Raw genomic sequence first — 26,015 nt, forward strand, 5'->3', positions numbered from 1 at the left:
ACCTTTATCTTGCCTTACGCGCCCAGCCCCGCCAGACGCGCCCCCGTCCGCCCATGGCTAACGCACCGGCTCCTTCGGCTGCGCGCCGTCCTTGCCGAGCGGCACGAAGAGATCGCCGTTTCGCACGCCTGAGTGAACACCGTCATGAATGAAGAACAGCGACCGTCCGAGAGGAGCGATTTGCGCCTTTGGAGCGACAGATTGGCTTTCGAACGCCTCGATGTCGGCCGCCGAAACTCCGGCCGCCTTGAGTTGGTCGAGGTACTCGACGGTCTCTTCTGGCAGCGGTTTGCCACGCTTCAAATGCTCGTCGTAGCGCTCGGGACCGGCATTGTAGGCGCCAAACAGGCCAGGAAATCCGAAGCGGTCATACATGGCGCTGAGATAGGCCGTGCCGGCCAGGATATTGTCGCGCGGATCGTGGGGGTTAGGCCCAAGGCCGTGTTCGACCCGCATCTCCTCATAGGTGCCGGGCATCACCTGCATGAGGCCCATGGCGCCAGCGGGGGAGGTGATGGGGCGGCCGCCGCGCATTGTCTTGCCGCCGCTTTCGGCAGCCATGACGGCATAGATCCAGGCTTGGGGAATATGGAAGCGCCGGCTTGCTTCCGATACCAACGTCTGCCACTTTCGCAGCTGCGGACTTTGGGAGATGGCGACCGGCTCAGCGCCGGTCGAGGCGGAACAGGCGCATGGCGCAATGGCGATCATGCCCAACAAGAGGAGGGTCACTCGGTCCATAGCGGTACGAGCCTCCCGATGACATTTTGAGTGGGAACAGGCCCGAAATAGCGGCTGTCGAAGGAGCGGTTTTTGTCGCTGCCGAGCAGGAAAACCTCGTTATCCCCGAGCGCTCGGCAGCCGTTCCACCATGGCAAAGGTCGGCCTTCGGCGTCGATTTTGAGCCGGCGCGCGACGATGTCGCCGCCGATGATGATGGCGTCATTGAAGGCGCAGACATTATCGTCCGGCAGCGCTGCAAGACGTTTTGCCAGCGGCACATTGCGAGGCAGATAGCTGCGCTCGGCGGCGAGATACGCCGCGTATTCAGGCGGGCGCACGAGCACGAGATCGCCACGCGCCAGCGCTCCCGCAGCGATGCGGTAAAGGCCGATCGGCGCGCTGGCCGAGGCGTTCCAGACCAGCCAAGGGGTGGGCTTTCCCAGCGCCGTGAAGCCCAAAAGACCGAGACCGGCCGCGGCCAAGGCGACCGTCTTACGGGCTCGAACACGCCTCAGGCGGCTGCCGATCAGATGGATGGAAGGGCGCCGCCTCATGAACGGCCTCCCGTGCCGCCCTGGCCGGAACCGGCCTTGCCATCGCCGGCGGTGGAGTGCTGCGGGTGTCCTTTCGACCAATGGTCGAGTTCGTCGATGTGATAGCGGACATAGCGGCCGTGCTTGCGGAATTTCGGGCCGCCGCCCTTGAGCCGCATCTTTTCGAGCGTGCGCTGGGAGAGCCCGATATAGAAGGCGGCTTGGGCTGTGCTGAGAAACGGGCTGCCCTTTTTCGCGCGGGCCGCGCGTTCGTTTTCGTCGTCCATGATGATCCTCGTTTCGCTTCGGACAAGCGAGGGCGAGGATGGGCGAGGGAGATCGTCTCGGGGACGGGCGAAGAGTCGGGGGAGAGTTTTCGCCGCCCTTTAGGGCGGACGGGGTTTGGGTGGAACTCCTGGGAATGAGCCCCGCGCCGGGGCTGCGGCGCGAGGCTCTATCTCGGCCGGTCAGTCGGCCGGGTTCCAGATGATGGCGTAGGTGTCGTGATCGTCCTGGCCGGCGGCGCGGCCGAGATTGGCGTAGAGCTTGCGCGGTCCGAACTCCGGCGCTGCAATCGACAGGCTCACATAATCCTTGCCGGAAGTCTCGCCGGTGCGGATCCAGCCGGCGCCAACTTCGACCCCTTGCGTAAGCACCCGGAAGTCGGGATGGTTGTCGGCGCTCTTGGCCTGGTTGGGGACGATATCGATGTCGGCGCGGACGCTGAGCGTCTTGAGCTGGCCCTTGTAGGCGCCGTTTTCCTGCTTGTTGACGTAACCGATCGCGGTCATTTCGAAGTCTCCTTTTGTGGTTTCGCCGGGGACCATCCCCTGCGATGGCGCACCGTAATGGGCGCGTCAGGACCGCCTGAATCCGACAGGGCCGCAGCGACAGCGAAGGATCCGAGCGGGCAGCTTTTTTGTGAGCGAAGCGGCGCGAGGAAGCCGCCGCAGGCGGCGGGGAAAAAAGCTGATGGCGAGGGTTTCGGGCGGCCGGACCCGCCCATAGGTCGACAAGCCAGCCGCAGGGATGGTCCTTGGAGAGAGCATGGAGACCGCTCGCCAAGTGCGGTCTTTCAGCCAAGCAGGACGCCGGGATGAAACGGCCTGCAAAGATGCTGCGCCCTTATGCCGGATCGAGATCGTGCCAGCGGGTCGGGCGCCAGAGCAGACATCCGGCATGGTGCGATCTATGAAAGCAGGGCTCGCCAGCGGGAATTTGATACGCGAAGGGGCCAAAGCAAGGCTGGATGAGAAGCCGGTGCTACCTGCAGGTCCAGTGTCATGTGGCGGCGCTCGGGAAACCGCTACGCAACGTGACGCGCTCTTATGAGGCGAACAGACCGGCCCCAAAACCGATCGACCGGTGGTCGGCGCGAAACGCGTCATGCCTGTCCGAAAGCTGACAGTGGCAGAAGACGCATGTCGGGTTCCGCACAATTGACCATGCTGGATTTGTGAGGTTTTCAGGGAGAGCCATGCGTTCACTACCCAGTGAGCTTTGGCACGGCATTTGCACTTGAGATGTGGCAACACGGATCGAAGGTTGACTGCATGCACAAGCGCGAGATGAGCAATGCTCTCCTTTCCTGGAGGCTTGGCAGCAGATTCGATTGTGACGTTGCGAGGAGCTTCAGCCGCTCGCGGCGGAAGTGATCTCAAATCTGAAGGCACCGTTGGGGCCGCAGCCATCAAACACATCTTTCTCTTTTTCGCAGCTCGTCATCAACGCGATGCGGACTTCTTCGCGTCGACGGCGGCCGAAGGTGGAGAAGGGCTCGACTTGCAAAAAGGAGTTGTCAATGACGTCTTACGTTCGCACCAACAGCCCGGCGCAGGTGCGCTCACTGTCCACCTTTGGCAAGCATCTGCAAAGGAGCGTGCTGACGGCGACGCTGCTTGCCGCGGCTTCGACGGGAAGTGAAGCGCAGCCCTATGTTCGTGCTGACGGCAGCACGACTGACGACTTGGAAGCGGCGCGCGCAAGTTGGCGTCATGACGCCGAATTCAATGGAAATGTGGGGCTCGCAGCCATCAACGCGGATGCGCGTATGCGTTGGGTTCCACCGGGGAGGGGGCCAGAGCTCCTCGCCTGCCCTCGTCCGTCTTGACGAGTGCCCGCTTACAGCCTACCTCACTATCGCGTTAGCACTCGTCCATCGCGAGTGCTAACAAAAACCCCTCAACATCCGCACCAGGGAAAAATCCGAAAATGGCAAAGTCGAAGTTCCGCCCGCTGCATGACCGCGTGGTCGTTCGCCGGGTCGAATCCGAATCCAAGACCGCTGGCGGGATCATCATCCCGGATACGGCAAAGGAAAAGCCGCAGGAAGGCGAGATCATCGCCGTTGGTTCCGGCGCCCGTGACGAAGCCGGCAAGCTCGTCCCACTGGACGTCAAGGCCGGCGATCGCATCCTGTTCGGCAAGTGGTCGGGCACCGAAGTCAAGCTCAATGGCGAAGACCTTCTGATCATGAAGGAATCCGACATCATGGGCATCATCGGCTCATATCAGGCCCTTTCGTCAACTGAATTCCCGGGCTCGATTGAAGCCCCTGCCAGGAGCTAAAAATGGCTGCCAAAGACGTAAAATTCTCCCGTGATGCCCGCGAGCGCATGCTGCGCGGCGTCAACATCCTCGCCGACGCGGTGAAGGTCACGCTCGGCCCCAAGGGCCGCAACGTCGTCATCGACAAGTCGTTCGGCGCCCCGCGCATCACCAAGGACGGCGTCACCGTCGCCAAGGAAATCGAGCTTGAGGACAAGTTCGAGAACATGGGCGCGCAGATGGTCCGCGAAGTTGCTTCGAAGACCAACGACATCGCCGGCGACGGCACCACGACCGCGACCGTTCTGGCGCAGTCGATCGTCCAGGAAGGCCACAAGGCGGTTGCCGCCGGCATGAACCCGATGGACCTGAAGCGCGGCATCGACCTCGCGGTAACCGACGTCGTTGCGACGCTGATCAAGAACGCCAAGAAGATCAAGACCTCCGAAGAGGTTGCCCAGGTCGGCACCATCGCCGGCAACGGCGATGCTTCGGTCGGCAAGATGATCGCCGAAGCAATGCAGAAGGTCGGCAACGAAGGCGTCATCACGGTTGAGGAAGCCAAGACCGCCGAGACCGAACTCGAAGTCGTCGAAGGCATGCAGTTCGACCGCGGCTACCTCTCGCCCTACTTCGTCACCAACGCCGACAAGATGGTTGCCGAGCTCGAGGACGTCTACATCCTCCTGCACGAGAAGAAGCTGTCCAACCTCCAGGCCATGCTGCCGGTTCTCGAAGCCGTCGTGCAGACCTCGAAGCCGCTGCTCATCATCTCGGAAGACGTCGAAGGCGAGGCTCTGGCCACGCTGGTCGTCAACAAGCTGCGTGGCGGCCTGAAGATCGCCGCCGTCAAGGCGCCGGGCTTCGGTGATCGCCGCAAGGCCATGCTGGAAGACATCGCCATCCTCACCGGTGGCCAGGTCATCTCGGAAGACCTCGGCATCAAGCTCGAGAATGTCGGCCTCAACATGCTCGGCCGCGCCAAGAAGGTGTCGATCTCCAAGGAGAACACCACCATCGTCGACGGCGCCGGCAAGAAGGCCGAGATCCAGGGCCGCGTTGCCCAGATCAAGCAGCAGATCGAAGAGACCACTTCGGACTACGACAAGGAGAAGCTGCAGGAACGTCTGGCCAAGCTCGCCGGCGGCGTTGCGGTGATCCGCGTCGGCGGTGCGACGGAAGTCGAAGTCAAGGAAAAGAAGGACCGCGTCGATGACGCCCTCAACGCGACCCGCGCGGCCGTCGAAGAAGGCATCGTTGCTGGTGGTGGCGTCGCGCTGCTGCGCGCTTCGGCCAACATCAAGGCCACCGGCGTCAATGCCGACCAGGCCGCCGGCATCAACATCGTTCGTCGTGCGCTGCAGGCTCCGGCCCGCCAGATCGCGGCCAACGCCGGTGCGGAAGCATCGATCGTTGCCGGCAAGATCCTTGAGAACAAGGGCGCGACCTTCGGCTACAACGCCCAGACCGGCGAATATGGCGACATGATCGCCATGGGCATCGTCGATCCGGTCAAGGTTGTCCGCACCGCTCTCCAGGACGCGGCCTCGGTGGCCGGCCTGCTGGTCACCACCGAAGCCATGATCGCGGAGGCTCCGAAGAAGGAGTCGGCTGGCGGCGGCGGCATGCCTGGCGGCATGGGTGGCGGCGGCATGGGCGGCATGGGCGGTATGGATTTCTAATCCAGCTCTGGCAGCTTTCGCAACGAGGGGCGGCAGCAATGCCGCCCTTTTTTTGCGAACCTCGATCCGATAAACGATCGGCGCCAACGCCGGCCATGTTAGCGCAACCTCAAAAGAACTGTCGAGTTGGTTGCGCGGCTTTTGCGTCATCAGAGGCGCAAGGCGGCCGCGTGTGATGATTGCGCGCTTCCATAGGCGGTTTCGGCATGTGCCTCGCCTTCGACATCGGCATTGCGGCCAAGCAGGAAATCGGCGGCTTTCGAGGCATGGCTTGCGGCGCGGAAGATGGCGCGGTTGTCCTCGCGCAAAAACGTCAGCCATGAGCCGATGTAGTCGGCATGGCGCACGGTCGGCTCGATGCCGAGACTGCTGCAGATGAAGGCTGATGCGATTTCGGCGACCAGTTCCTCGCGCGCATAGGTGTTGGACCCGAAGGAGCCGGACAGGTCGCGCGCGAGTCGCGTCGGGTGGCCGGTCCAGTGGCCAAGCTCGTGAAAGCAGGTCCGGTAATAGTCGATCTGGTGGAAGAAAGCCGGCTGCGGCGGCACCTGTATGGTGTCGCTGCCGGGCATGTAGAAGGCGCGCTCGCCGCCGATGCGAAAATCAGCGCCGGTTGCATGAATGAGCGCCTCGGCCTGCGGGACCATCTCGCGCTCAGGCAGAGGCTCGCCGGCGGCATAAAGATGTTCGGGCAGATTATCGCACTGCGCGACATTGAAGACGGTAAAGCGCTTCAGGAAGGGCACCGCCTGCGGTTCGTCGCCATCGGTGTCGGCGCGTTGCTTTTCGTTCTTGGGAACAAAGCGGTCAGCGTGAACGATGGTGGTGCCGTGCTCACCCTTCCTGACATTGCCACCTAGGGAAAGCGCCTGCCGGAAGGTGAGCCAGTTCTGGCTGGGGAAACCGCGATCGATGACCCCGCCCCACAGGATCAGGATATTGATGCCGGAATATCGGCGCTGGGTGGCCGCATTCCGCGGCAGGCCGAGGCCTGTCCTTGCCCTGCCCCACGGCTTGACCCATGGCACGGTGCCGCGCTCCAGTTCGGCAATGATGCGGTCGGTGATTTCCTGATAAAGGCTGGCGCCGGTGCGCCCGCCACTCTCTGCGCCAGCCTGTCGGCTGCCGCAACGTTTGTTGTTTGCACGCATCGTGATGTCCTCCGCTCTTCAATCGCGCCCTCCCCGGAAGCGGGGTGGGCGGCGAAAGCGACCGGAAAGGCCCGACGTCGGAGGCGGACTGCATCCGCAGGACCGGAACGGAGTGGAGGACCCGAAGCGAAAGCGAAGGGTTGCGGGACGCCGCGGCGGGCCTAGAAGGGAGTGCTGCCCGCCCTGCGCCACCGGGGAAGGCCACGATAAAAACGACGCCGGCCGACAGGCCGGCGACCGTCAGCAGCCGAAGGCTGCCCCGCGCCAGGGGGCGAAGCCGCAGGGCCAAGACCGCCTGAGCCTGGCGAAGATAAGCGGGCTCGGTTCACGAGCACCCGGCCAGCGCCTTCAGGCGCGGGCGCTCAGGATTGTTGTTGGCGCCCACGGCAGCTGGATGACCGCAACAAGATGCCGAGGAGCAACAGCAAAGCCAGCTGCCACAAACGGCACGCTCCGGCAACAACAGCGTGGCCGATCTACAGATGCTGCCCCGCACGAGAGCCTGCACGCTTTGAGCGCGCATCGGCGAGCAAGCGTTGCAAGCTGGCCATGTCGACCAGGTGGGCGATCACTATATCGCCGACCACCAACGCGGGCGTACGGTCGATGTGCAGACCTTTCGCGAGTGCGCGGACGCGCGCAAGTTCATCTGCGATGGCCGGATCTTGCATTCCCGCTTGAGCTGCTCCACGTCAAGGCCCACACGCGCTGCGATCTTGAGAGTGATCCTTTCAATGATCCAACTGGGGGAAGTCATAAGGGCGCGGTGGAATTCGTCGAACTTTCCCTGTTTTCTCGAGGCGAGTGCGATTGGGAATCCGGTCCCAGGACCGGGAACCGTCTGATCACAAGCTTCAGATTGGGATCATTCTTGAAGGCTTTTTGGTAGTTGAGATCTGCCAGTCTGCAATGCGGACAGTTGTGGTAGTCATTGAATATGACCAGAACGGCATCGCCTTGCGGGTTGCCGGCGATTGGCGAAGGGGGTCGTTGTCGAATGCGCCGCTCCACTTTTGCCTGTCGATCGACCACGCCTGCCGGTGCAGGTTCGCGCTATATTGGCTCGCCAGCACGGCGAGGAGTAAAAGAAGAGCTGCGACAGTGATGGCAGTCGGCTTAGACATGAGTCTCCAATCCATGGACGGCGTGGCAGCAACGGCCCGCCTTTTGGTGTAAAATGCTTTTGATCGAGCCCCGCACTTGCCACAGGGCGCAGTCGCGAGGGCGCACAGCTATAGATGCCGGTGCGCTCTGGCGGTTTCTGGAAAGATGGCCTTGCGCCATCGGGCCCACCCCACCCAGCTGAGCGTCGTTCGCGCGGGCCGGGCAACCGCGACCGCCATTCACCACGCCGGGCGACTGACCGTCCGCCCGGCAGAGCGCTGAAGGGTCCCCGGACCTTCCGGGTTGCCGGCGATTTGGCGAAGCGGGGTCGTTGGCGAGTGCGCCGCTCCACTTTTGACTGTCCATTGGCACGACTGCATGGGCGGGGGCGGCCTTTCCCGCGGCGGGTGCGCGCTATTATGGCTCGCCAGCACGGAAAGCAGCACGGCGAGGAGAAAAAGGAGAACCGCGAGAGTGGTGGCCGTTGTCTTAGACATGAGGCTCCAATCCATGGACGGCGTGGCAGCAACGGCCCGCCTTTTCGGTGTAAAATGGGTCGCTTTTGATCGTGCCCCGCAGTTGCTACAGGCGCACAGGTGCGGGTGCGATCTGGCGGTTTCTCAAATACGGCTTTGCGCCATCGGGCCCACCCCAATAGCTGAGCGTCGTTCGCGCGGGGAACTGCGTTCACCACGCCGGGCGACTTGACCGTCCACCGCCAGAGCGCTGAACGGTCCGCTAGTGAGGCGCTCCCCGAATCGTCGTTTATCCCGCTCGCCCCAGACCGGGCGACAGCCAGCGTTGCCGCTACGCTGCGGAGAAATATCGTCAGCGCGTGGCATTCGGACATAAGCTGATCGACGCCAAGAATAAGACCCACGGAGGTGACCGGTGCGGCCGGAACAAGAAAGAGCGTTGCAGCCATTGTGACGAGGCCTGCACCGGTAATGCGGGTTGTTCCGTTCGAAGGGAACAATGCGACGAACAGCATGAGGATCCGGCAGCCGATCGGCAGATCAGTTTTCGTCGTCTGGGCGATGAAGAGGGCGGCGAGCATCATATTCGTGCCGTCCAGATTGAATGGAATGAGACCCACGACCGAATGCGTGGCGCCGGCCTTTTCCATCTTCTCCATGAGCGAGGGCAGCGCGGCCTCCGAGGAGGACGTTGCGAGCAGCAGCTCGTCCTTGATGTATCGGACGAGAGAGAAGATCGAGCGGCCGTTGTAGCGGCAGACCGCGCCGAACAGGACCGAGAAGAACAAGACTTGCAGGATGTCGCCTTCCGCGAAGGCACTGGCAATGGTTGATGGGATGATGTTCATCAGGAAGCTGGTCACGGACTGCTCGTGAGCCGTGGCCACATAGCCCTTAACGGCTTGGACATCGAGCGAGGCCGGATCGATGTTGAGGCCGGCGCCAGGCTGAACGATATTCGCGACAATCAGTCCGACAACGAGTGCAAGTGTCGAGAAGGTGAGGAAATAAACCATCGCCTTGGCGGCAACTCGGCCGACCTTCTGCAGATCGCTCATGCCGGCAATGCCGGTCGCTATTGTCAGGAAGATGACAGGTACGGTGATTATCTTGACGACATCGACGAAGGCATCGCCGAGCGGCTTCAGGCTCTGGCCGGTCTCCAAATGGAAATAGCCGATTGCAGCACCCAGGATTATGGCGGCAAGCACCTGCACGTAGGCCCGGGCAAAATGGCGCTTGCGGGCCGCTGCGTTCGCTATGGGGACTTGTGGAACCAACACCGTTTCTCTCCTTGACCGGATCGGGGTGGGGCTCCTCCTTCTCCCATGCAGTGCTCCGGTCGAACGCTGCGCCCACTTCGGCGCAAGCGATGTGCCAAATAGCAAAGAGGGGAAAACGCGCAGGACCTCTCACGAAGTGCTTGTTCGCTCTCCCGCACTCGCGCTGCGGTTGCCAGTCAACTATGGAAGGGTCCGTTCTTGGGAATTCCAAAGGTCGCTCTTTGCTTCGGCGCAGCTTGGCTGGCTGGAAGGTTCTCTGTTTGCCTTGGGGTCTGGGACCTGCGTCCAGATGGTCAACATTTTCCTGCGCGCCGCACGGGGCTCCAAAGATTCAATCGAGGACGGGCCCTCTTCGAAAACGGCGGCAGCGTTGGTCAAGCCCTTCCACCCTGCTGTCCCACCAAGGGTGTTCAGAAGCTCAGTTCACGATTAAGCGATGGATCAGCGTCATCTGGCGTTTGCGCCATCGCGGCGGCGTTGCAAGGGGTCTGCCAAGGATGAGCAAGCCGCGAGGCAGGGCCCGAGACCTAGACTCCATCCTCATCAACAGCGCTCGGCTCGCGTTAGGAATGTTCGAACCGCAGCACGATCAGGTGGCCACACCGTTGGTCGGAACCGGAACCCGACGAATGATCGTTCGTGACCGACATCTGTGAACAAGCAGTGTGTGTCATTGCAATCACCACCCATTGCGCGCAATTGCCCATATGGCCGTGAATGAACTGGATTTGGTGATTTTCCAGATGGCGGTGGAAAGCGTCCGCTTGCTCTCTTCAAGCTTTGATGAGAAGGCGGCTGAGATAGCCACGAGGAGCCGTGGTAGCCTTCTTTTCGACGTGCGGGTTGACGGTGACCTGGAGGTCCAGCGAGTCGCAGCCATTGGATATCCAGGCGACAAGATCGGTGTGGTGGCATTGGACCGAGAGGGCCTTGTTAGCTGCTGTTGCCTTGTCAATGGCACCTTCTCACCTTTCATTGCACCATTGGAGAACTGGACCAGCATGCCCCTGTCCATGCAGGCCCAGATCGATGTCACAGGCTATGCGAGGCTCCTTCTGGCCGCCCTGCGAAATGCTGGACATATGCTGGGCAGGTAGCATCACCGATGATGTCTGTGATGAGATGGTGCAGACGGCTGGATGAGGCGATCGCTTGCCGGCAGCTTTGGCCGCCAAGCGATCGGTGAGTTCGCAATGCTGGACACGTCCTGTAGACTCTGCCAGTTAAGTTAGCGGACAACCATCTGACGAATGCCCGATCTGACAGTCTGGACGGCGCGGCATGCCCTCCTAGGAATGCAGCCGTGGTTCTACTCCCTCGGCTGTTTTTGCGTCGAAGGCGACGGGCACACCGTGAACGATGGACGTCGCCGCCACCAATTCCTCAACTCGCGATCGGTCGCTTTGCACGCCGGCATAAGCGTTCGAATGGCGCGGATCGCCTGGGCGGTGGAGAGGAACCGGGCCTTGCCTCTGGACAGAACATAGGCTTCGGCGGCTTTTTCACCCGCCTCCCTGAAACTCTGACTGACACGATCTAGGACGGGAGTTCGGCAGCCTTCAAGCCTATGTCCGATACCGGACAATCAGGCAGCGGTGGCCAGGCCGAAATAACGTTGCTCCTCCTCGCCGTAAGCGCCATGCGTGAGTTCCATCAATCCGACGCGGTCGATAATCGTGACCTCGCCGCGCTTGGCACGGACAAGTCCTCGATATTCAAGCATTTGCAGGGCCGTGGTGACCCCGGGACGGCGGGCGCCGAGCATGGTCGCCAGAAATTCATGCGTCAGGTAGATCTTGTCTCCGTCAGAGCGGTCATGGATCATCAGCAACCAGCGGGCCAGCCGTTCCTCGATTTTGGAGTGGCCATTGACCAGTGCCGTCCGGGACGACTGGACAAGGAACGCGTGGGCATAGTCCAGCACTGACGTGCGCAGCGACGGGCTTTCCGCAACCGCAGGACGAATGATTTCAACCGGCAGGCGCCAGCCATTGCCTGCGACCTGGATATAGGTCTCGTTGGAAGAGCTGTCCTGTCCGAGAATGAGGGCAATTCCTGTCATCCCGTCATATCCGATAATGCCGACTTCACATTGCCGTCCGCCGGTCATGGTGGCGACCACCGAGGCGATGCCCCTCTCGGGAAAATATCCATTCCTGATCGGCTGATGCGCGATCAGCAACTGAGCCTTGATGTCCAGTTCGACGCGATGCAGCGATGGTCGCAACAGCGCGAAGTCCTCCGGCGAAAGGGATTTCAGCACCGGGTTGCGAAAAAGGGATTCGGGCAAGGCTCTCTCCCATGCGGGCAAGAGCGCGTACCTCTTACTGTCGGCTGCATCCGAAGTAACTGACGGCCGATGCCAAAGCATAGGGTTGGAAACGCGCGATTGCAAAGCCCTGTCGGGGCAGTGCAGCCATGCCAGAAGTCGCGCGGCCTTACGATAGGCGCGGATGGCATGATTCCCTTCTGCGGCCACCAAGAACGGCTCGGGCACGCTTTAATCATTCATACACAAGCTCGCAGGAATGTAAGCGGCGGAACAGTCGGGTGATTCGTGCCGCCCTGCCCTTTCAGAAATCAAGTCATTGGACGTCAATTCGGGCTGGAACGCCTCGTCGCGGAACGGCACAGGAAACGCAGCCGGATCAGCAATGGTGGTTCACCTTATGTGCGGTCCGGATGTGCGGTCCGGCGGCTCATCGCCCAATGGCTTGTCGAGGGGAAGTGGAACTCGTCATGTCGCCGCGAACCGTCACCGCGCTAGCGCGGCGCTTTTGAAGACGCCGGTGTTTTCTTTGTGGAACTGAAACTGTGAGGTGATTGATGCATCACTCAAACATTTGCGTATTTCCGCTGCATCGGCGACGCACATTGGTCGAAAGTATCGCCCAGGCCCTCGAGACCAAGAACGGCGAGGCGGCGAGTGCGTTCTGGCGCTGTGCTGCCAAGAAAATGCTCATTCAATTGTCCGATGTAGGAATTGCGCCAGAGTTCGCTGCGCAGGAGGTTGGAAGCCTTCTTCATGCGGTCTTGGACGATATGGCCAACCGAACGGTAATGCACATAGCATAGGCTTGGGCGCTGTTGGATCGCGCGTCAGCTCGGGTCCTTATCGGGGGACTGCTCCGACTGGCCGACGGTCCGGCCAAACCGGCATACCGGCAAAGGTTTGAGGTTGGGATCGCTCACGGCGGCCGGTCCAATATTCCAAGGCGACCTCAGAAGCCACATTGGCTTCTTTCCAAGCGGACGGGCGCCATTTTGGCGTGCTCACGCTGGACTGCGGGTTGCGCCTACGGAAATCCGAAGTCCGGCCGCGCGAGTCGATCGACCGGAACAGTCGAATGCTCGTGGGGCCGGGTCCGCTCAGCTTGACGGCGGGCGGTGGCGGCCGTGAGCAGACTTAACCCAGGTCACGGCTGAGCATCCGCAGGCGCTATGCCGATTGGATGAGAACTGGTTGCCACAACACCGGCCCGTTCAGGCGTCCCCTCCAGCGGATGCGCAAGAGACTGGCGTAGGAAATCTCGAGGAAGCCGGCGACTGCCTCGGTGTTGCCGACCTGCTGGGGCTGTCCGATACGTGACAACGGCCAGGTCGCGAGACGAAGGATCCTTTCGATGCGCGTATCTGTCACCGTTACGATCCCGGAGAGATTGTTGGCCAAGCCGAATTCGATGATGCCCGCGAAGAGCTCGTAGGTTGCTTGTGCCAGGCCGCCAGCAGCCTTCGGCGCTGTCGCAGGGAGATCGAGCGCGAAACGACTACTCTCCCAGATATCGGCACTCGCAGGGACCACCATCTCATCCAGCAGCGCCGGAAACGTATCGCGCAACATAGTCGGTCCGGTGGTCGGCAAAAGGCGGACGCAGCCGCAAGTTCGCCAATCGGACCCCTTGAGAAGTAGGTAGACGGGGTTCAGGCTGTCAAACGGGTCCGTTTCCATTTCGCCTTCGGTCTGCACTTCCCAATCGAGCCGCTTCTTGAAAACCCGATACCTAAGCCCGTGCATTTCCCTGAGTTCGCTCGCGAACTCGGCGTAGCAGTCGGGTGTTATCAGCTGCATCATTGTCGTCTCCGTGCGGGATGTGTCCACGCAATCGAAGGGCAAAGCCGTCATGAATGCAGCCTGTAGACCTTTACAGCTAGCCTTGGAGAGGATCAGGATCTCGCCCGAGCAGCCATCCGCACTATGGCCTGGTTGATGGTTCGCACGCCAAGCTTCGCCTTGGCGTTTTCCTGATGGAAGGTCACGGTGCGTTTCGAGACACCGAGAATCTGGCTGATATCCCAGGCCGACTTGCCGCACGCCGCCCATTTCAGGCACTCGAACTCCCGCGGGGTGAGCGTTATGCCATCTACCACGCAATCTTCGGCGAGCCTGCGCCGGGCATGGATATAACGTTGATCGCAACCAACTGCATTGCTTTTTCGTAGCGCGTCAGCGACCTCAAAAGTGGCGGATGCGCCTCGTTGGAGGCGAAGGTCAGTGCGGCGAACCGGCCGCGATGATCATGCATCGACATGGTCAGTCCGCCGCGAATGCCGAACTCAGCTGCTTTTTCCAGGACTTCCTGCTGCGAGGTCGGCAAATAACGGTGATCGCGGTCCACACCCCAGTCGAAGGTATCCCAGCCTCGCAGTCCCCGCAGGATCACGGGATCCACGCTGTGGTAGCGCAGTTGCAGGTAATGTGATGTCCATGATGATGGATAATTCGAGATCAATCGCGGCGTGTCGCCGGAAGCGGATGGGTAGGTGAAATAAGCGAAGAACGGAAAGTCGAACCCGGCTGCGGCGGACGCCATTGCCTCATGGAGATCGACGGCATCGACGCTTGCAGAGAGTTGCTCGACCAAGGTTTCAAATACGCGATGCATCTGCGCTTTGCGTACCTCGCGGAGGTTGCTGGAAGCCGGGCGGAGACGTGGTTCTAAATGATGGCCTGTCCCTGCAGGGCGTACGACGCGCCGCCGTCATCACCGCAATTGCTGTGCTGCTTCCGATTGGAGAGAGCTCCGCGCACCTGACCAACTACCGATGGGTGATATTGCGACGTTATCGATGAGCCGCGTGTCGCCAAGCCAAGCCGCAGCAAGCAAGCGTGCCGGTCGGTCAAGGCTTGCTAACGATTGCAGGTCTGTTTCTCCGCGAAGCTCCAGGTATTCGAGCTCGCGATAGCCGGCAGCCAGAATTGTTGCACGCGCTTCATCAAGCGTAGGCAGGATGGGAGAGCCGCGTGCAAGCCGCTCGGCCGTATCGAGCAGGACCGATGCTAGTTTTGGGGCAATGGCGCGTTGGGCTGGGGAGAGCCGCACGTTACGCGACGATAGCGCAAGACCATCGGCTTCGCGGACTGTCGGACAGGGCACAATAGTGATCGGAATGTCGAGGTCCCGGACCAAGCGCCTGACAAGCTGAAGTTGCTGAAAATCCTTTTCGCCAAAAAAGGCGAAGTCAGCGCCGGCCTGCAGGAAGAGCTTGGCCACGACCGTCGCCACGCCATTGAAATGGCCGGGCCGGAATGCGCCGCACAGGCATTCGCTGATGCCGGACACTGAAACGACCGTGGCGAAGCCCGCCGGGTACATTTCCTCTGCGTCCGGCACATAGAGCAGATGCGTGCCCAGCGGCGCGAGCTTGGCAGCATCTTCGCTTTCCGTCCGAGGATAGGCAATCAGGTCGGCGGGGCTGTTGAACTGCTTGGGGTTTACGAACAGCGTCACGATCACCCGCTCGGCCCTTTCAAGCGCCTTCCGCACAAGGCTCAGATGCCCGTCGTGCAAGGCTCCCATGGTCGGCACAATACCGATCGTGGCACCCGAGCGACGCCATTGCGCAACGACGGCGCGCAGCTCGCTCACGGTTCGAGCGATCGGCACGCTCATGTGAAGTCTCCGGCCTTCAAGGCGTTGACATAGAGATGTTCGACCGCCGGAAAGTGCCGGTTCCGCACATCGGTGGCGTAAGCGGCGATTGCCGCCTCAGCCTGCTCACCGAGCTCGGCATAGCGTTTGACGAACTTCGGCCGAAATGAGGTGAAGAGCCCGAGCATATCGTCGCTCACCAGAATCTGGCCGTCGCAAGCTGGCGAGGCACCGATGCCGATGGTGGGTATGTCGATATCGGCGGTTATCTGCCGTGCAAGCTGCTCCGGTATCTTTTCGAGCACCAAGGAGAAGGCGCCCGCCTCGGTTACCGCCCTGGCGTCGCGCCTGATCCGCTCTGCATCGGCTCCCCGGCCCTGCACACGATAGCCTCCGAACGTGTTTACCGCCTGCGGCGTCAGCCCCACATGGGCCATGACAGGTACGCCGCGCGCGGTAAGGAAGCGGATGGTTTCCGCGATGGTCTCGCCGCCCTCGAGCTTCACCGCTGAACAACCGGTCTCACCCATCACGCGCGCAGCGTTGCCGAAAGCGTGCTCTGGGCTTTCCTCGTAGGAACCGAAGGGCAGGTCGACGACCATCAGCGCGTGTTCAAGGCCGCGGCGAACGGCCTGTCCGTGCATGATCATCATGTCGAGCGTGACGCCCAGCGTCGACGACAGGCCGTGCAGCACCATGCCGACGCTGTCGCCGACAAGAACGATGTCGCAGTGGCGATCGAGTAGCCTCGCGACCGGCGTGGTGTAGGCCGTCAAGCATACAAGTGGCGTTTGGCCTTTTCGCTTCGAATATCTGGAGGGTTAATCCCTTTTATCTCACCAGCCGCGCTCAACCGACGCCCCCTTCCCTTACGTTACCAACAGCGGGGTCGCGTTTGGCATATTTTTGTGCGACTGCGAAGAGCTAAAAACAGTGCTTGAGTAGTACGGTGTTGACGTGCTGGCTGCCAAGGGTACATTCAATCGATTAAGGCGCTCCGTTGGGCCAACCCACTTTCGCAAACATGGATCCTCAGACAAGAAGAACCAAGAAAGGCAAAGCCGCCGTCAAAGCTGACGAAGCCAAAGTGGACCTGACTGCCGTCGTGGTCGCCGTTAACGACAGTGAGCCCTGTGTCCTCACCGTCGGTCATGCGGACACCCTCCCTTCTGGACCTTTTGCGCTTGAGCATCGATCGCTGCAGTCGGGTTTGAGGGGGTGGGTGGAGCAGCAGACTGGCCATGCACTGGGATACATCGAGCAACTCTACACCTTCGCCGATCGCGATCGCATCGGCACTGAGCGCCACCAGCGCGTCATCTCAATCAGCTATCTCGCATTGACCAGGAAGGAACAGGCAACGAACTTGACCGCGTGCGGCTGGCAAAGTTGGTACGAATATTTTCCCTGGGAGGACCACCGCTTCGGCACGCCGCCTGTGCTGCTCGATAGATTGCGGCCCCGCCTGATTGAGTGGGCCGGCAGCGCCAGCGAGCCGACCACTCAACGCGAGCGCCGGCAGCGCGCTGCGATAGCCTTCGGCTTCGACGACCGCCATTGGAACGAGGAACTCACGCTCCAACGCTACGAGTTGCTCTATGAAGCTGCTCTGATTGAAGAGGCCGGTGGCGGCAGGGACGCGATTGCGGCCGCGGCTGGCAAACCAATGGTCGCTGACCACCGTCGCATTCTGGCAACCGGGATTGCGCGGCTGCGTTCGAAGATCAAATACCGGCCGGTCGTGTTCGAGCTTATGCGGCCTTCCTTCACGCTGCTGCAACTGCAGCGAACCGTGGAAGCTCTGGCTGGCAGGCTCATCAACAAGCCCAACTTCCGGAGACTGGTCGAGCAGCAGGATCTTGTTGAGGAGACTGGGGAGACCTCCCTCGACACGGGCGGCCGACCGGCGAAGCTTTATCGCTTCCGCCATGCCGTTCTCGACGACAGGGCTATCGCCGGGACAAAATTACCGCTGGCGCGGGCTTGACATACTTATAGTCAAGGTAGACATATTCCCTTATTGTCAAACCGAATATAATCGAGGCGTCAATGGCTGGGGCGTTACCTATGGCTGCGTCCCTGTATGAGCGTGTCCGGCGGGTGATCCCTCCCGTTGAATGGCTCGCGTTCGCCGGCGATATTGAAGCCATCTTAGCGCTGAAGCGTGAGCGCAATGCGGTGGTGCTGGCGCACAATTACCAGACGCCCGAAATTTTTCATTGCGTGGCAGACATCGTCGGCGACAGCCTGGCGTTGGCCCACAAGGCGGTGACGGTCGACGCCGACATCATCGTGGTTGCCGGCGTTCATTTCATGGCCGAGACGGCAAAACTGCTCAATCCGAACAAGACCGTGCTCATCCCGGATCTCAGCGCCGGCTGCTCGCTGGCCGAATCGATCACGGCAGACGACGTGCGGTTAATGCGGCTGCGGTATCCGGGGGTCCCCGTTGTTACTTACGTCAACACATCGGCCGCCGTAAAAGCGGAGTCCGACATCTGCTGCACGTCCGGCAACGCGAAGGCGGTGGTGGAATCGCTTGGCGTGGCGCGTGTGCTGATGCTGCCGGACGAATATCTGGCGAGGAACGTGGCAGCCGATACAGACGTCGAGATCATCGCCTGGAAAGGCCATTGCGAGGTGCATGAGCGCTTCACCGCAGCAGACATTCGGGAACTGCGCGATGCCCATCCAGGCGTCATCGTGCTGGCCCATCCAGAATGCCCACCAGACGTTGTCGCGGAGGCGGAGTTCTCCGGCTCGACCGCAGCGATGTCGGATTATGTCGAGCGGGAGAAACCGACGCGTGTCGTCCTTCTGACCGAATGTTCGATGAGCGACAACGTCGCGGTCGCGCATCCCGACGTCGAGTTCGTTCGCCCATGCAACCTGTGCCCGCACATGAAGCGCATCAACCTGGCCAACATTCGCGCCGCGCTCGAGCAGAACCGGCATGAGGTCCGGATTGATCCGGAAATTGCCGGCCCCGCCCGCCGCGCGGTCGAGCGCATGCTTTCCCTATGAGCCTGGAGGTTCGCGACATCGCCGGGGCGCCGGTCGTCATCGGCGGCGGCATTGCCGGCCTGATGACGGCGCTTCATCTGGCGCCGGAACCGGTCGTGCTTTTGACCAACGCGCCGCTTGGAACCGGAGCCTGCAGTGAGCTTGCCCAGGGCGGTCTTGCGGCAAGTCTCGGCGGCGACGACGGCCCGGATTTTCACCTTTGCGACACGATAGCTGCCGGCGACGGACTCTGCGACGAGGCCACGGTGCGGCGAGTGGTCCGAGCTGCACCCGAAGCGATTAGGACGATCCAAAGGTTCGGCGTCGCCTTCGACCAGCACCCTGACCGCGCGTTGCGACTTGGGCTCGAGGCGGCACACTCGCGACGGCGGATTGTGCATGCAGCCGGCGACGCCACCGGTCGCGAGTTGGTGCGCGTGCTCATCGCCGCGGTTCGGCGTACAGCCTCGATCACCACTATCGAAAATGTGGAGGTCCGCCGGCTGGTCGTGCAGGACGGGTCGGTCATCGCCGTGGTCGCCGCAGGACGAGCCGGCGCGCTCGCTCTGCCCACGCGTCGCGCGGTGCTGGCGACCGGCGGCGTCGGCGGGCTGTTTTGCGATACGACAAACCCCGCTGGCTCATGGGGTCACGGGCTGGCGCTCGCCGCATGGGCGGGGGCGGAACTCGCCGACTTGGAATTCATACAGTTCCATCCAACTGCGCTCGACGGTCCGCGCCGGCCGATGCCGCTGGTGAGCGAAGCCGTGCGTGGCGAAGGCGCGGTGCTCATCGATGAGCGAGGAGAGCGCTTCCTCGCTGACACACCTGGCGGTGAACTTGCGCCTCGCGACGTCGTCGCGCGCGCCATTTGGCACCAGCTTGCCGTTGGACGCCGCGTATTCCTGGATGCACGGCAAAGTCTCGGCCCGAGATTTGGCAAGCGTTTTCCAGGCATCGCCGAATTGTGCCGGAGCGCAGGGGTCGACCCCGCGACCGACCCGATCCCGGTGCGCCCGGCGGCACATTATCACATGGGCGGCGTCGCCGTAGACAGCGCCGGCCGCAGCTCCATCGAGGGATTGTGGGCCTGCGGTGAGGTCGCCTGTACCGGCCTGCACGGCGCCAACCGCCTGGCCAGCAACTCGCTCACCGAAGCGGCGGTCACCGCGAGCTGGGTTGCCGAAAGCGTTGCCGGCACGTCGTATACCCGGCGACCGCGCAGATGCTCCACATTCGTCCCTCCACGACCAGACGCTTCCGCGGTCCGCCCAATTGTCTCCGCCGCCCTGGGTATCATCCGCGACGGCGAGGCAATGCGCGAAGCGGTGGCGACCCTGCTGCCGATCGCAGCTGACAATGTCGCTGCCTCTGGTCCGGCTTTGGTCTCACTGATGATCGCCGTGGCGGCCCTGGGGCGGGAAGAGAGTCGAGGCGCGCACTGTCGGTCCGATTTCCCGCTCCACGATGCCGACGCGCGCCCATCACGGCTGACACTGCACAGCGCAATGCGGGCCGCGGCCGCACTCGATTGCCGGGCTACCATACGGAGCACCTGATGTGATTTCATTCTCCCCCCTCCCCGCGACCCTGATCGAACCGATTGTGCGCGGTGCGCTCCTCGAAGACCTGGGCAGATGCGGCGACCTGACCAGCGATGCGGTTATCCCGCATGATTGCACTGCCACGTTGGTGCTCAAATCGAGGCAGGCGGGCGTCGTTGCCGGGCTCGATCTGGTCTCGTACGCCTTCCTGCTCGTGGAACCGGCGATCAACATCCAGATCTGGCGCCCTGATGGCAGCGATGTCGGGGCCGGGGAAACCATTGCAAGATTGTCCGGACCCGCGCGAGGCCTGCTCACGGCCGAACGCACTGCCCTCAATTTCTTGTGCCGGCTGAGCGGCATTGCCACTGCCACAGCGGCGATGGTTGAGGCCGTGCGCGGTCACAAGGCGAGGATCGTATCGACGCGAAAGACGACGCCCGGCCTGCGGGTATTGGAAAAATACGCCGTGCGCGTCGGCGGCGGTGCCAATCACCGCTTCGGCCTCGATGACGGCGTGCTCATAAAGGACAATCACATCGCGATCGCCGGCGATATCCGCACAGCAATAGAGCGGGCGCGCGCCGCCGCAGGGCATATGGTGAAGGTCGAGGTTGAGGTCGACACGCTGAAGCAGCTCGATGCAGCGCTCGCGATTGGTGTTGACGCGGTGCTGCTCGACAATATGTCGGTCGAGGATCTTGCCCGCGCGGTTTCTATAGTGGGTGGCCGTACGATCACCGAGGCTTCCGGTCGGGTGACGCCGAAAACGGCGGCGGCGATTGCGGCGACCGGTGTCGATCTCATCTCCATGGGATGGCTGACGCACAGCGCCCCGATCCTCGACATCGGCCTGGACATGCCGGACCACCAGAACATCTGCAAGCATTTGAACTGAGGATTACGGCATGAGGAGCAACATCAGCTCGGCAGGCGTAGGAAGGCGGTGGAAAGACGTGCCGCAGCTCGCCTTTTAGCGAGTGCGCTCCAAAGCCAAGTCGGACCGAGCTTGCCGGTCGACAGACTCCTGAAGGCGTACCGGACTAGCAACAAAGGTTTGACGATGACGGTTGGAATGAACTCGGAGTTCGACGTGAACCAGACCATGCAATCGGTCGATGGAACGCCTCCGCGATGGAACCGCAAAGAGGCTGAGGCCATCTACGGCATGCCATTCAACGATCTGCTGTTCCTAGCTCAGACGATCCACCGCCAGAACTTCGATCGAAACCGAGTGCAGCTGTCGCGGCTCCTTAGCATCAAGACCGGCGGCTGCCCCGAAGATTGCGGCTATTGCAGCCAGTCTGCGCATTACGAAACCGGGGTGAAGGCGTCGAAGCTGATGAACGTCAAGCATGTCATCGACGAAGCGGCCAAGGCGCGTGATGGCGGCGCAACGCGCTATTGCATGGGCGCAGCGTGGCGAAGTCCCAAGGAGCGCGACATGGACGTTGTGGTCGCCATGATCGAGGGCGTCAAGGCGCTCGGCATGGAGACCTGCATGACGCTCGGCATGCTCGATCTTGAGCAAGCTGCTCGCCTGAAGCAGGCCGGTCTCGACTACTATAACCACAACATCGATACCTCTGAGCGCTACTATGGCGAGGTTATTTCAACCAGGACTTTTGCCGACCGGCTGGAAACGCTTGGGCACGTGCGCGCGGTTGGGATGAAAGTCTGCTGCGGCGGCATCGTCGGGATGGGAGAAGAAAAGACCGATCGCATCGACATGCTGGTCACGCTCGCGAACCTGCCCGAGCCGCCGGAAAGCGTGCCGATCAACATGCTTATTCCCATCGAAGGCACGCCGCTTGCCGCGGCCGACGCCATCGATCCGATCGATTTCGTCCGCATCGTTGCGCTCGCGCGGGTGATGATGCCGAAATCCTGTGTAAGGCTGTCCGCCGGCAGGACGGCGATGAGCGACGAAACGCAGGCGTTGTGCTTCTTTGCCGGCGCTAACTCGATCTTTGTCGGCGACACGCTGCTGACGGCGGACAATCCCGGCGAGGACAAGGATAGCCTTCTGTTCCAGCGTCTCGGCATCGAGCCGATGGAACTCGCCACGCAATGAACGAGGCAATTCTTGCCCGCTATGACGCATCCTTGCGCGGACTGGCGCGCAAGGACCGGTTGCGGACGCTCGCACCGCGCGCCGGTCTCGACTTCTCGTCGAACGACTATCTCGGACTTGCCGCCTCCAAAAGACTTGGCGAAGCGGTTGCGGCGGCGATTGCGCGGGGCACGCCGGTTGGCGCCACCGGGTCGCGGCTGTTGCGCGGCAACGCACCGGAACATGAGCAACTGGAGGCGGACGCCGCGGCATTCTTCGGCGCCGACCGTGCGCTGTTCTTTGGCAGCGGCTACATCGCCAACTTCGCCCTGTTGACCGCGCTGCCGCAGAAAGGCGACCTGCTGGTCCTCGACGAACTCGCCCATGCCAGCATGCATGAGGGCGCGCAGGCCGGGCGCGCCGAGTTCAAGCTGGCCGCGCACAACGACGTCGACGCTGTCGAGGACGCAATCACCCGCTGGCGCGCCGAAGGCGGCACGGGGCGCGTGTGGATCGCCGTCGAAAGCCTTTACAGCATGGATGGCGACCGCGCGCCGATGGAGAGCCTGGTCGCGATGGCCGATCGGCACCAGGCATTCATCGTCGTCGATGAAGCGCATGCCACCGGCATCTGGGGACCGGACGGCCGGGGACTGGCCGCCGCGTGCCAAGGCCGCGACAACATCGTCACGCTCCACTCATGCGGCAAGGCGCTCGGCGCATCCGGTGCACTCGTCACCGGGCCGAGGACACTGTGCGATTATCTCGTCAACCGGTGCCGGCCGTTCATCTACGCCACCGCGCCCTCGCCGCTGATGGCGGTCGCGGCGCGCGAAGCGCTGACTATTCTGTCCGACGAGCCCATGCGCCGCGCTCAGCTGCAGGAACGCGTTGCCTGCGCCGGCCGCCAATTGGCCGAGCGCTGCGGCGTCGTACCCAGCGGCTCGCAGATCCAGCCATTTGTCATCGGCGTTGGGCGCACCATGGCGGTGGCGGCGGCCCTGCAGGCACGCGGCTTCGACATACGCGGCATACGTCCGCCGACGGTGCCCGAGGGCACATCGCGCCTGCGCATTTCGCTGACGCTCAACGTCGACGAGACCGACATTTCCGCCATGGTCGAGGCTCTCGTTGAGGTGTTGGCCACAGCATGACCAAACGCATCGTCGTCACCGGAACAGACACCGGAATTGGCAAGACAGTATTTTCGGCCGGACTTGCCGGGCTGCTCGACGGCTTCTACTGGAAGCCGGTGCAATCGGGCCTCGACGAGGAGACTGACAGCGAGGTCGTCGCCCGGCTTTCCGGCTTGCCCGACGGACGCGTGCTGCCCGAAGTCTATCGACTGACGATGCCGCTGTCGCCGCATCGATCAGCCGAAATCGACGGCGTCGCGATCGAGGCCGACGATCTTTCATTTCCGGTCCTGCCGACACCGCTCGTCATCGAAGGCGCCGGCGGGCTGATGGTGCCGCTCAATCGACAGACAAGGTTCATTGACATATTCGAACAATGGCGGCTGCCGGTCATACTGTGCGCCCGCACCGCGCTCGGCACCATCAATCATACGCTGTTGTCGATCGAGGCCCTGAGAGCCCGCTCCATCCCGCTCATCGGCATTGCCTTCATGGGCGAAGAGGTGGCCGATACGCAAAGGACAATCGTGGAATTCGGCGGCGTGCCGCAGCTCGGCAGGCTGCCGCACCTCGGTCCGCTGACGGGTGAAACGTTGAGAGATGCAATGATTTCCGGCTTCGACCTGGCCATGATTGCCGGAGGCGACTGATGGCGCAGTCTCGAGTCTGGCATCCGTTCACGCAGCACGCGCTAGAGCCCTCGATCCCTGAAATCGTGCTGACTGAAGGCGCCTATCTCCACAAGGCCGACGGCTCCCGCATCCTGGATGCGATTTCTTCCTGGTGGGTCGTCACTCATGGCCACCGCCACCCCCGCATCATGAAGGCCATCGAGACGACCGCGTCGAACCTCGACCAGATCATCTTCGCGGGCTTCACCCACGAGCCGGCCGAGCGCCTGGCCGAGGCGCTTGTCGGCCTCGCACCCGCCGGCCTTGACCGGGTGTTCTATTCCGACAGTGGCTCGACCTCAATCGAAGTCGCGCTGAAGATGGCGCTCGGCTATTTCCGCAACATCGGCGCGCCGCGTTCGCGCATCGTCGTCATGGAGCACAGCTATCATGGTGACACGATCGGGGCGATGAGCGTCGGCGCCCGTGGCGTGTTCAACGCCGCCTACGAGCCCTTGCTGTTCGAGGTCGACACCATCCCCTTCCCGGCCGCCGGGCGCGAGCAGGAAACGCTGGATCGGTTCGAGGCACTCTCCCGCGACCGGCGCGCCGCCGCGCTGATCGTCGAGCCGCTCGTGCTCGGCGCCGGCGGCATGCTCATGTATCCGGCCTGGGTTCTGACCGAATTGAAGAGGATCACTGAGGCCGCCGGCACGCTGCTGATCGCCGATGAAGTGATGACCGGCTGGGGGCGCACCGGAACCATGTTCGCCTGCGAACAGGCGTCCGTCTCGCCGGACATCCTGTGCACCTCGAAAGGTCTGACCGGTGGTACCATCCCGCTGGCCGCCACGATCGCCACCGATGCCATCTTCCAGGCTCACTATTCCGAGGATCGCAAGAAGACGTTTTTCCATTCGAGCTCCTACACCGCCAATCCGATTGCATGCGCGGCGGCACTTGCCAATGTCGAGATCTGGCACGACGAGCCGGTGGCCGATCGGATCGCGGCCTTGAGCGAGCGACAGGCCGCCGGGCTTCGACGCTTTCGCGACAACCCTCGCTTCACCGATTGCCGGACAACCGGCACCATCGCGGCACTCGACCTACGCACCGGCTCAGCCGGTTATCTGGCCGAGATCGGGCCAAAACTGCGCGCTTTTTTTCTTGAGCGCGGCCTGCTCGTGCGCCCGCTCGGCAATGTCCTGTACCTTCTGCCGCCCTATTGCATTACCGGCAACGAGTTGGATGGGCTCTATGACGCCATCGAGGAGGCCGGCGAACGCTTCGGCTCAAAGCCATGAGCCGATCATCGCGCATTCTCGGGCTTGGCCATCATGCGCCCGCGCGCAAGGTGGAGAATCCGGAAATCGAAGATCGTCTCGGGCTTGAACCCGGCTGGATCGAGCGGCGCACCGGGATACGGTCGCGCTTCTGGGCAGCGGACGAAGACACGCTGTCGGCCCTTGCCGCGCACGCCGGCGACATGGCGCTGACCAATGCCGGTATCGACCGCGGCGACATCGGCCTGCTGTTGCTCGCTACCTCCACACCCGATCATCTTCTGCCGCCAAGCGCGCCCCTGGTCGCACATCGGCTGGGACTAGGTCGCGCCGGCGCGATCGACCTGACCGGCGCTTGCGCCGGCTTCATCTATGCGCTGATGTTCGCCGACGGGTTCACTCGCCTGCATGGCAAAGCGAGCCTTGTCATTGCCGCCAACATCCTCAGCCGCCGCATCAATCCGGCCGAGCGCGCCAGCGCCGTGCTGTTTGCCGATGCCGCCGGCGCGGTGGTGATCGGTCCGTGCGATGACCCGGATCGAGGCATTCTCGGCGCTTCGGTGGATTCGGACGGCTCGCGTTACGGGCTGATCCAGATTCCTGCCGGTGGAAGCAACAATCCGTTCCATGGCGGCCTCGACCTCGAGCAGACCCGGATGACGATCACCGATGGCCGCGAAGTGTTCGCCAAGGCCGTGGAGATGATGACCGCCTGCTCGAGAGACGCGCTCACTGCTGCCCGACTGAGGCCGCAAGACCTCGATCGTTTCGTGCCGCATCAGGCCAATGCTCGCATTTTCGACGCGGTCGGCAGGAACCTCGGCATCACAGATCACTCGATGGTCAAGACGATCGCCGAATATGGCAACTCTTCCGCCGCGACGATCCCGCTCTCGTTGTCGCTCGCCCATCGGGCGCAGCCGTTTCGGCCTGGCGAGAAAGTCCTCTTGGCGGCAGCGGGTGCGGGTCTCAGCGGCGGCGCGCTTGTCGTGGGAATTTAGCAAAGCAACGCTTGC

Annotated in this window: 25 protein-coding genes and 3 pseudogenes; 14 read left to right on the top strand and 14 right to left on the bottom strand. The window is 62.4% G+C overall.

Annotated elements, in window-relative coordinates; translation table 11 throughout:
• Window positions 1-57 precede the first annotated feature (57 nt).
• The 4 genes from EN846_RS28700 to EN846_RS28715 all read right to left on the bottom strand — a co-directional run bounded on the left by EN846_RS28700 (window position 58) and on the right by EN846_RS28715 (window position 2,047).
• Window positions 58-741 (bottom strand): lytic transglycosylase domain-containing protein, encoded by a 684-nt coding sequence (locus EN846_RS28700; protein ID WP_024505647.1) that lies wholly within the window; start codon window positions 739-741, stop codon window positions 58-60.
• Window positions 729-1,205 carry a S26 family signal peptidase gene (locus EN846_RS28705; RefSeq protein WP_245492526.1) on the bottom strand — a complete coding sequence of 159 codons (477 nt, stop codon included), beginning with the start codon at window positions 1,203-1,205 and terminating at the stop codon, window positions 729-731. The genes EN846_RS28700 and EN846_RS28705 overlap by 13 nt, the downstream gene beginning before the upstream one ends.
• Before the next feature lie 68 nt (window positions 1,206-1,273).
• Window positions 1,274-1,543 carry a helix-turn-helix domain-containing protein gene (locus EN846_RS28710; protein ID WP_029354917.1) on the bottom strand — a complete coding sequence of 90 codons (270 nt, stop codon included), beginning with the start codon at window positions 1,541-1,543 and terminating at the stop codon, window positions 1,274-1,276.
• Window positions 1,544-1,723: 180 nt separating this feature from the next.
• Window positions 1,724-2,047 carry a DUF736 domain-containing protein gene (locus EN846_RS28715; RefSeq protein WP_029354915.1) on the bottom strand — a complete coding sequence of 108 codons (324 nt, stop codon included), beginning with the start codon at window positions 2,045-2,047 and terminating at the stop codon, window positions 1,724-1,726.
• Between the two features lie 1,010 nt (window positions 2,048-3,057).
• Here EN846_RS28715 and EN846_RS28720 point away from each other — a divergent pair.
• From EN846_RS28720 to groL, 3 genes and pseudogenes are all read left to right on the top strand, one after another.
• Window positions 3,058-3,366 (top strand): hypothetical protein, encoded by a 309-nt coding sequence (locus tag EN846_RS28720; RefSeq protein WP_126089903.1) that lies wholly within the window; start codon window positions 3,058-3,060, stop codon window positions 3,364-3,366.
• A gap of 101 nt (window positions 3,367-3,467) precedes the next feature.
• Window positions 3,468-3,761 (top strand): annotated as a pseudogene (gene groES / locus EN846_RS28725) (co-chaperone GroES); the annotation flags it as partial.
• A gap of 65 nt (window positions 3,762-3,826) precedes the next feature.
• Window positions 3,827-5,485 (top strand): chaperonin GroEL, encoded by a 1,659-nt coding sequence (groL, locus tag EN846_RS28730; RefSeq protein ID WP_029354912.1) that lies wholly within the window; start codon window positions 3,827-3,829, stop codon window positions 5,483-5,485.
• A 149-nt stretch (window positions 5,486-5,634) separates the two neighbouring features.
• On the opposite strand, the gene EN846_RS28735 is transcribed toward groL, so the two are convergent.
• From EN846_RS28735 to EN846_RS36070, 4 genes and pseudogenes are all read right to left on the bottom strand, one after another.
• Window positions 5,635-6,636, bottom strand: a complete 1,002-nt coding sequence (locus EN846_RS28735; protein WP_127283689.1) for a zincin-like metallopeptidase domain-containing protein — start codon at window positions 6,634-6,636, stop codon at window positions 5,635-5,637.
• 476 nt (window positions 6,637-7,112) lie between these two features.
• A complete protein-coding gene (locus EN846_RS36060) occupies window positions 7,113-7,307 on the bottom strand; it encodes a hypothetical protein (protein WP_051695369.1) in 195 nt (64 codons plus the stop codon).
• Window positions 7,308-7,389: 82 nt separating this feature from the next.
• The gene (locus tag EN846_RS36065; RefSeq protein ID WP_329609616.1) at window positions 7,390-7,668 is read right to left on the bottom strand and encodes a thioredoxin domain-containing protein; all 279 of its coding nucleotides are present in this window, start codon (window positions 7,666-7,668) and stop codon (window positions 7,390-7,392) included.
• Between the two features lie 856 nt (window positions 7,669-8,524).
• A pseudogene (locus EN846_RS36070) lies at window positions 8,525-9,496 on the bottom strand (cation:dicarboxylase symporter family transporter); the annotation flags it as partial.
• A gap of 710 nt (window positions 9,497-10,206) precedes the next feature.
• Here EN846_RS36070 and EN846_RS28750 point away from each other — a divergent pair.
• A complete protein-coding gene (locus EN846_RS28750; protein ID WP_029354905.1) occupies window positions 10,207-10,596 on the top strand; it encodes a hypothetical protein in 390 nt (129 codons plus the stop codon).
• A gap of 488 nt (window positions 10,597-11,084) precedes the next feature.
• Here the strand turns inward: EN846_RS28750 and EN846_RS28760 are convergent, their stop codons facing one another.
• The gene (locus tag EN846_RS28760; protein ID WP_095521264.1) at window positions 11,085-11,789 is read right to left on the bottom strand and encodes a Crp/Fnr family transcriptional regulator; all 705 of its coding nucleotides are present in this window, start codon (window positions 11,787-11,789) and stop codon (window positions 11,085-11,087) included.
• Between the two features lie 536 nt (window positions 11,790-12,325).
• Here EN846_RS28760 and EN846_RS36075 point away from each other — a divergent pair.
• The gene (locus EN846_RS36075; RefSeq protein WP_095486077.1) at window positions 12,326-12,574 is read left to right on the top strand and encodes a DUF6074 family protein; all 249 of its coding nucleotides are present in this window, start codon (window positions 12,326-12,328) and stop codon (window positions 12,572-12,574) included.
• 364 nt (window positions 12,575-12,938) lie between these two features.
• Here the strand turns inward: EN846_RS36075 and EN846_RS28770 are convergent, their stop codons facing one another.
• The 5 genes and pseudogenes from EN846_RS28770 to panB form a co-directional block, all read right to left on the bottom strand.
• On the bottom strand, window positions 12,939-13,571 hold the full coding sequence (locus EN846_RS28770) for an acyl-homoserine-lactone synthase (protein WP_095486082.1): 633 nt from the start codon (window positions 13,569-13,571) through the stop codon (window positions 12,939-12,941).
• A gap of 92 nt (window positions 13,572-13,663) precedes the next feature.
• Window positions 13,664-13,867, bottom strand: coding sequence for a helix-turn-helix transcriptional regulator (locus EN846_RS36550; RefSeq protein ID WP_287324222.1), 204 nt, complete (start codon window positions 13,865-13,867; stop codon window positions 13,664-13,666).
• Window positions 13,861-14,382, bottom strand: a complete 522-nt coding sequence (locus tag EN846_RS28775) for an autoinducer binding domain-containing protein (RefSeq protein ID WP_329609618.1) — start codon at window positions 14,380-14,382, stop codon at window positions 13,861-13,863. Before EN846_RS28775 ends, EN846_RS36550 begins: the two co-directional genes overlap by 7 nt.
• Before the next feature lie 99 nt (window positions 14,383-14,481).
• Window positions 14,482-15,390, bottom strand: a complete 909-nt coding sequence (gene panC / locus EN846_RS28780; RefSeq protein ID WP_091595811.1) for a pantoate--beta-alanine ligase — start codon at window positions 15,388-15,390, stop codon at window positions 14,482-14,484.
• Window positions 15,387-16,222 (bottom strand): annotated as a pseudogene (panB, locus tag EN846_RS28785) (3-methyl-2-oxobutanoate hydroxymethyltransferase). The gene panC and the pseudogene panB overlap by 4 nt, the downstream one beginning before the upstream one ends.
• A gap of 171 nt (window positions 16,223-16,393) precedes the next feature.
• Here panB and EN846_RS28790 point away from each other — a divergent pair.
• From EN846_RS28790 to EN846_RS28830, 9 genes are all read left to right on the top strand, one after another.
• Window positions 16,394-17,356, top strand: coding sequence for a hypothetical protein (locus EN846_RS28790; RefSeq protein ID WP_095521262.1), 963 nt, complete (start codon window positions 16,394-16,396; stop codon window positions 17,354-17,356).
• A gap of 62 nt (window positions 17,357-17,418) precedes the next feature.
• Window positions 17,419-18,393 carry a quinolinate synthase NadA gene (gene nadA, locus EN846_RS28795; RefSeq protein ID WP_029354894.1) on the top strand — a complete coding sequence of 325 codons (975 nt, stop codon included), beginning with the start codon at window positions 17,419-17,421 and terminating at the stop codon, window positions 18,391-18,393.
• Window positions 18,390-19,931, top strand: a complete 1,542-nt coding sequence (locus tag EN846_RS28800; RefSeq protein WP_029354892.1) for an L-aspartate oxidase — start codon at window positions 18,390-18,392, stop codon at window positions 19,929-19,931. The genes nadA and EN846_RS28800 overlap by 4 nt, the downstream gene beginning before the upstream one ends.
• 4 nt (window positions 19,932-19,935) lie before the next feature.
• Window positions 19,936-20,814 (top strand): carboxylating nicotinate-nucleotide diphosphorylase, encoded by an 879-nt coding sequence (gene nadC, locus EN846_RS28805; RefSeq protein WP_029354890.1) that lies wholly within the window; start codon window positions 19,936-19,938, stop codon window positions 20,812-20,814.
• Window positions 20,815-21,021: 207 nt separating this feature from the next.
• Complete coding sequence (bioB, locus tag EN846_RS28810) at window positions 21,022-21,990, top strand: biotin synthase BioB (protein ID WP_236370746.1); 969 nt, start codon at window positions 21,022-21,024, stop codon at window positions 21,988-21,990.
• Window positions 21,987-23,123 (top strand): 8-amino-7-oxononanoate synthase, encoded by a 1,137-nt coding sequence (locus tag EN846_RS28815; protein WP_029354886.1) that lies wholly within the window; start codon window positions 21,987-21,989, stop codon window positions 23,121-23,123. The genes bioB and EN846_RS28815 overlap by 4 nt, the downstream gene beginning before the upstream one ends.
• Window positions 23,120-23,755, top strand: a complete 636-nt coding sequence (bioD, locus tag EN846_RS28820) for a dethiobiotin synthase (protein WP_029354884.1) — start codon at window positions 23,120-23,122, stop codon at window positions 23,753-23,755. Before EN846_RS28815 ends, bioD begins: the two co-directional genes overlap by 4 nt.
• Window positions 23,755-25,020: an adenosylmethionine--8-amino-7-oxononanoate transaminase gene (locus EN846_RS28825; protein ID WP_091595819.1), complete on the top strand. Its 1,266-nt coding sequence runs from the start codon at window positions 23,755-23,757 to the stop codon at window positions 25,018-25,020. The genes bioD and EN846_RS28825 overlap by 1 nt, the downstream gene beginning before the upstream one ends.
• Window positions 25,017-26,000, top strand: a complete 984-nt coding sequence (locus EN846_RS28830) for a beta-ketoacyl-ACP synthase III (protein ID WP_091595821.1) — start codon at window positions 25,017-25,019, stop codon at window positions 25,998-26,000. Before EN846_RS28825 ends, EN846_RS28830 begins: the two co-directional genes overlap by 4 nt.
• The last annotated feature ends 15 nt before the right edge of the window (window positions 26,001-26,015 follow it).

It is taken from the genome of Mesorhizobium sp. M4B.F.Ca.ET.203.01.1.1, from assembly GCF_004791025.1.
GTDB classification, from domain to species: Bacteria; Pseudomonadota; Alphaproteobacteria; order Rhizobiales; family Rhizobiaceae; genus Mesorhizobium; species Mesorhizobium abyssinicae.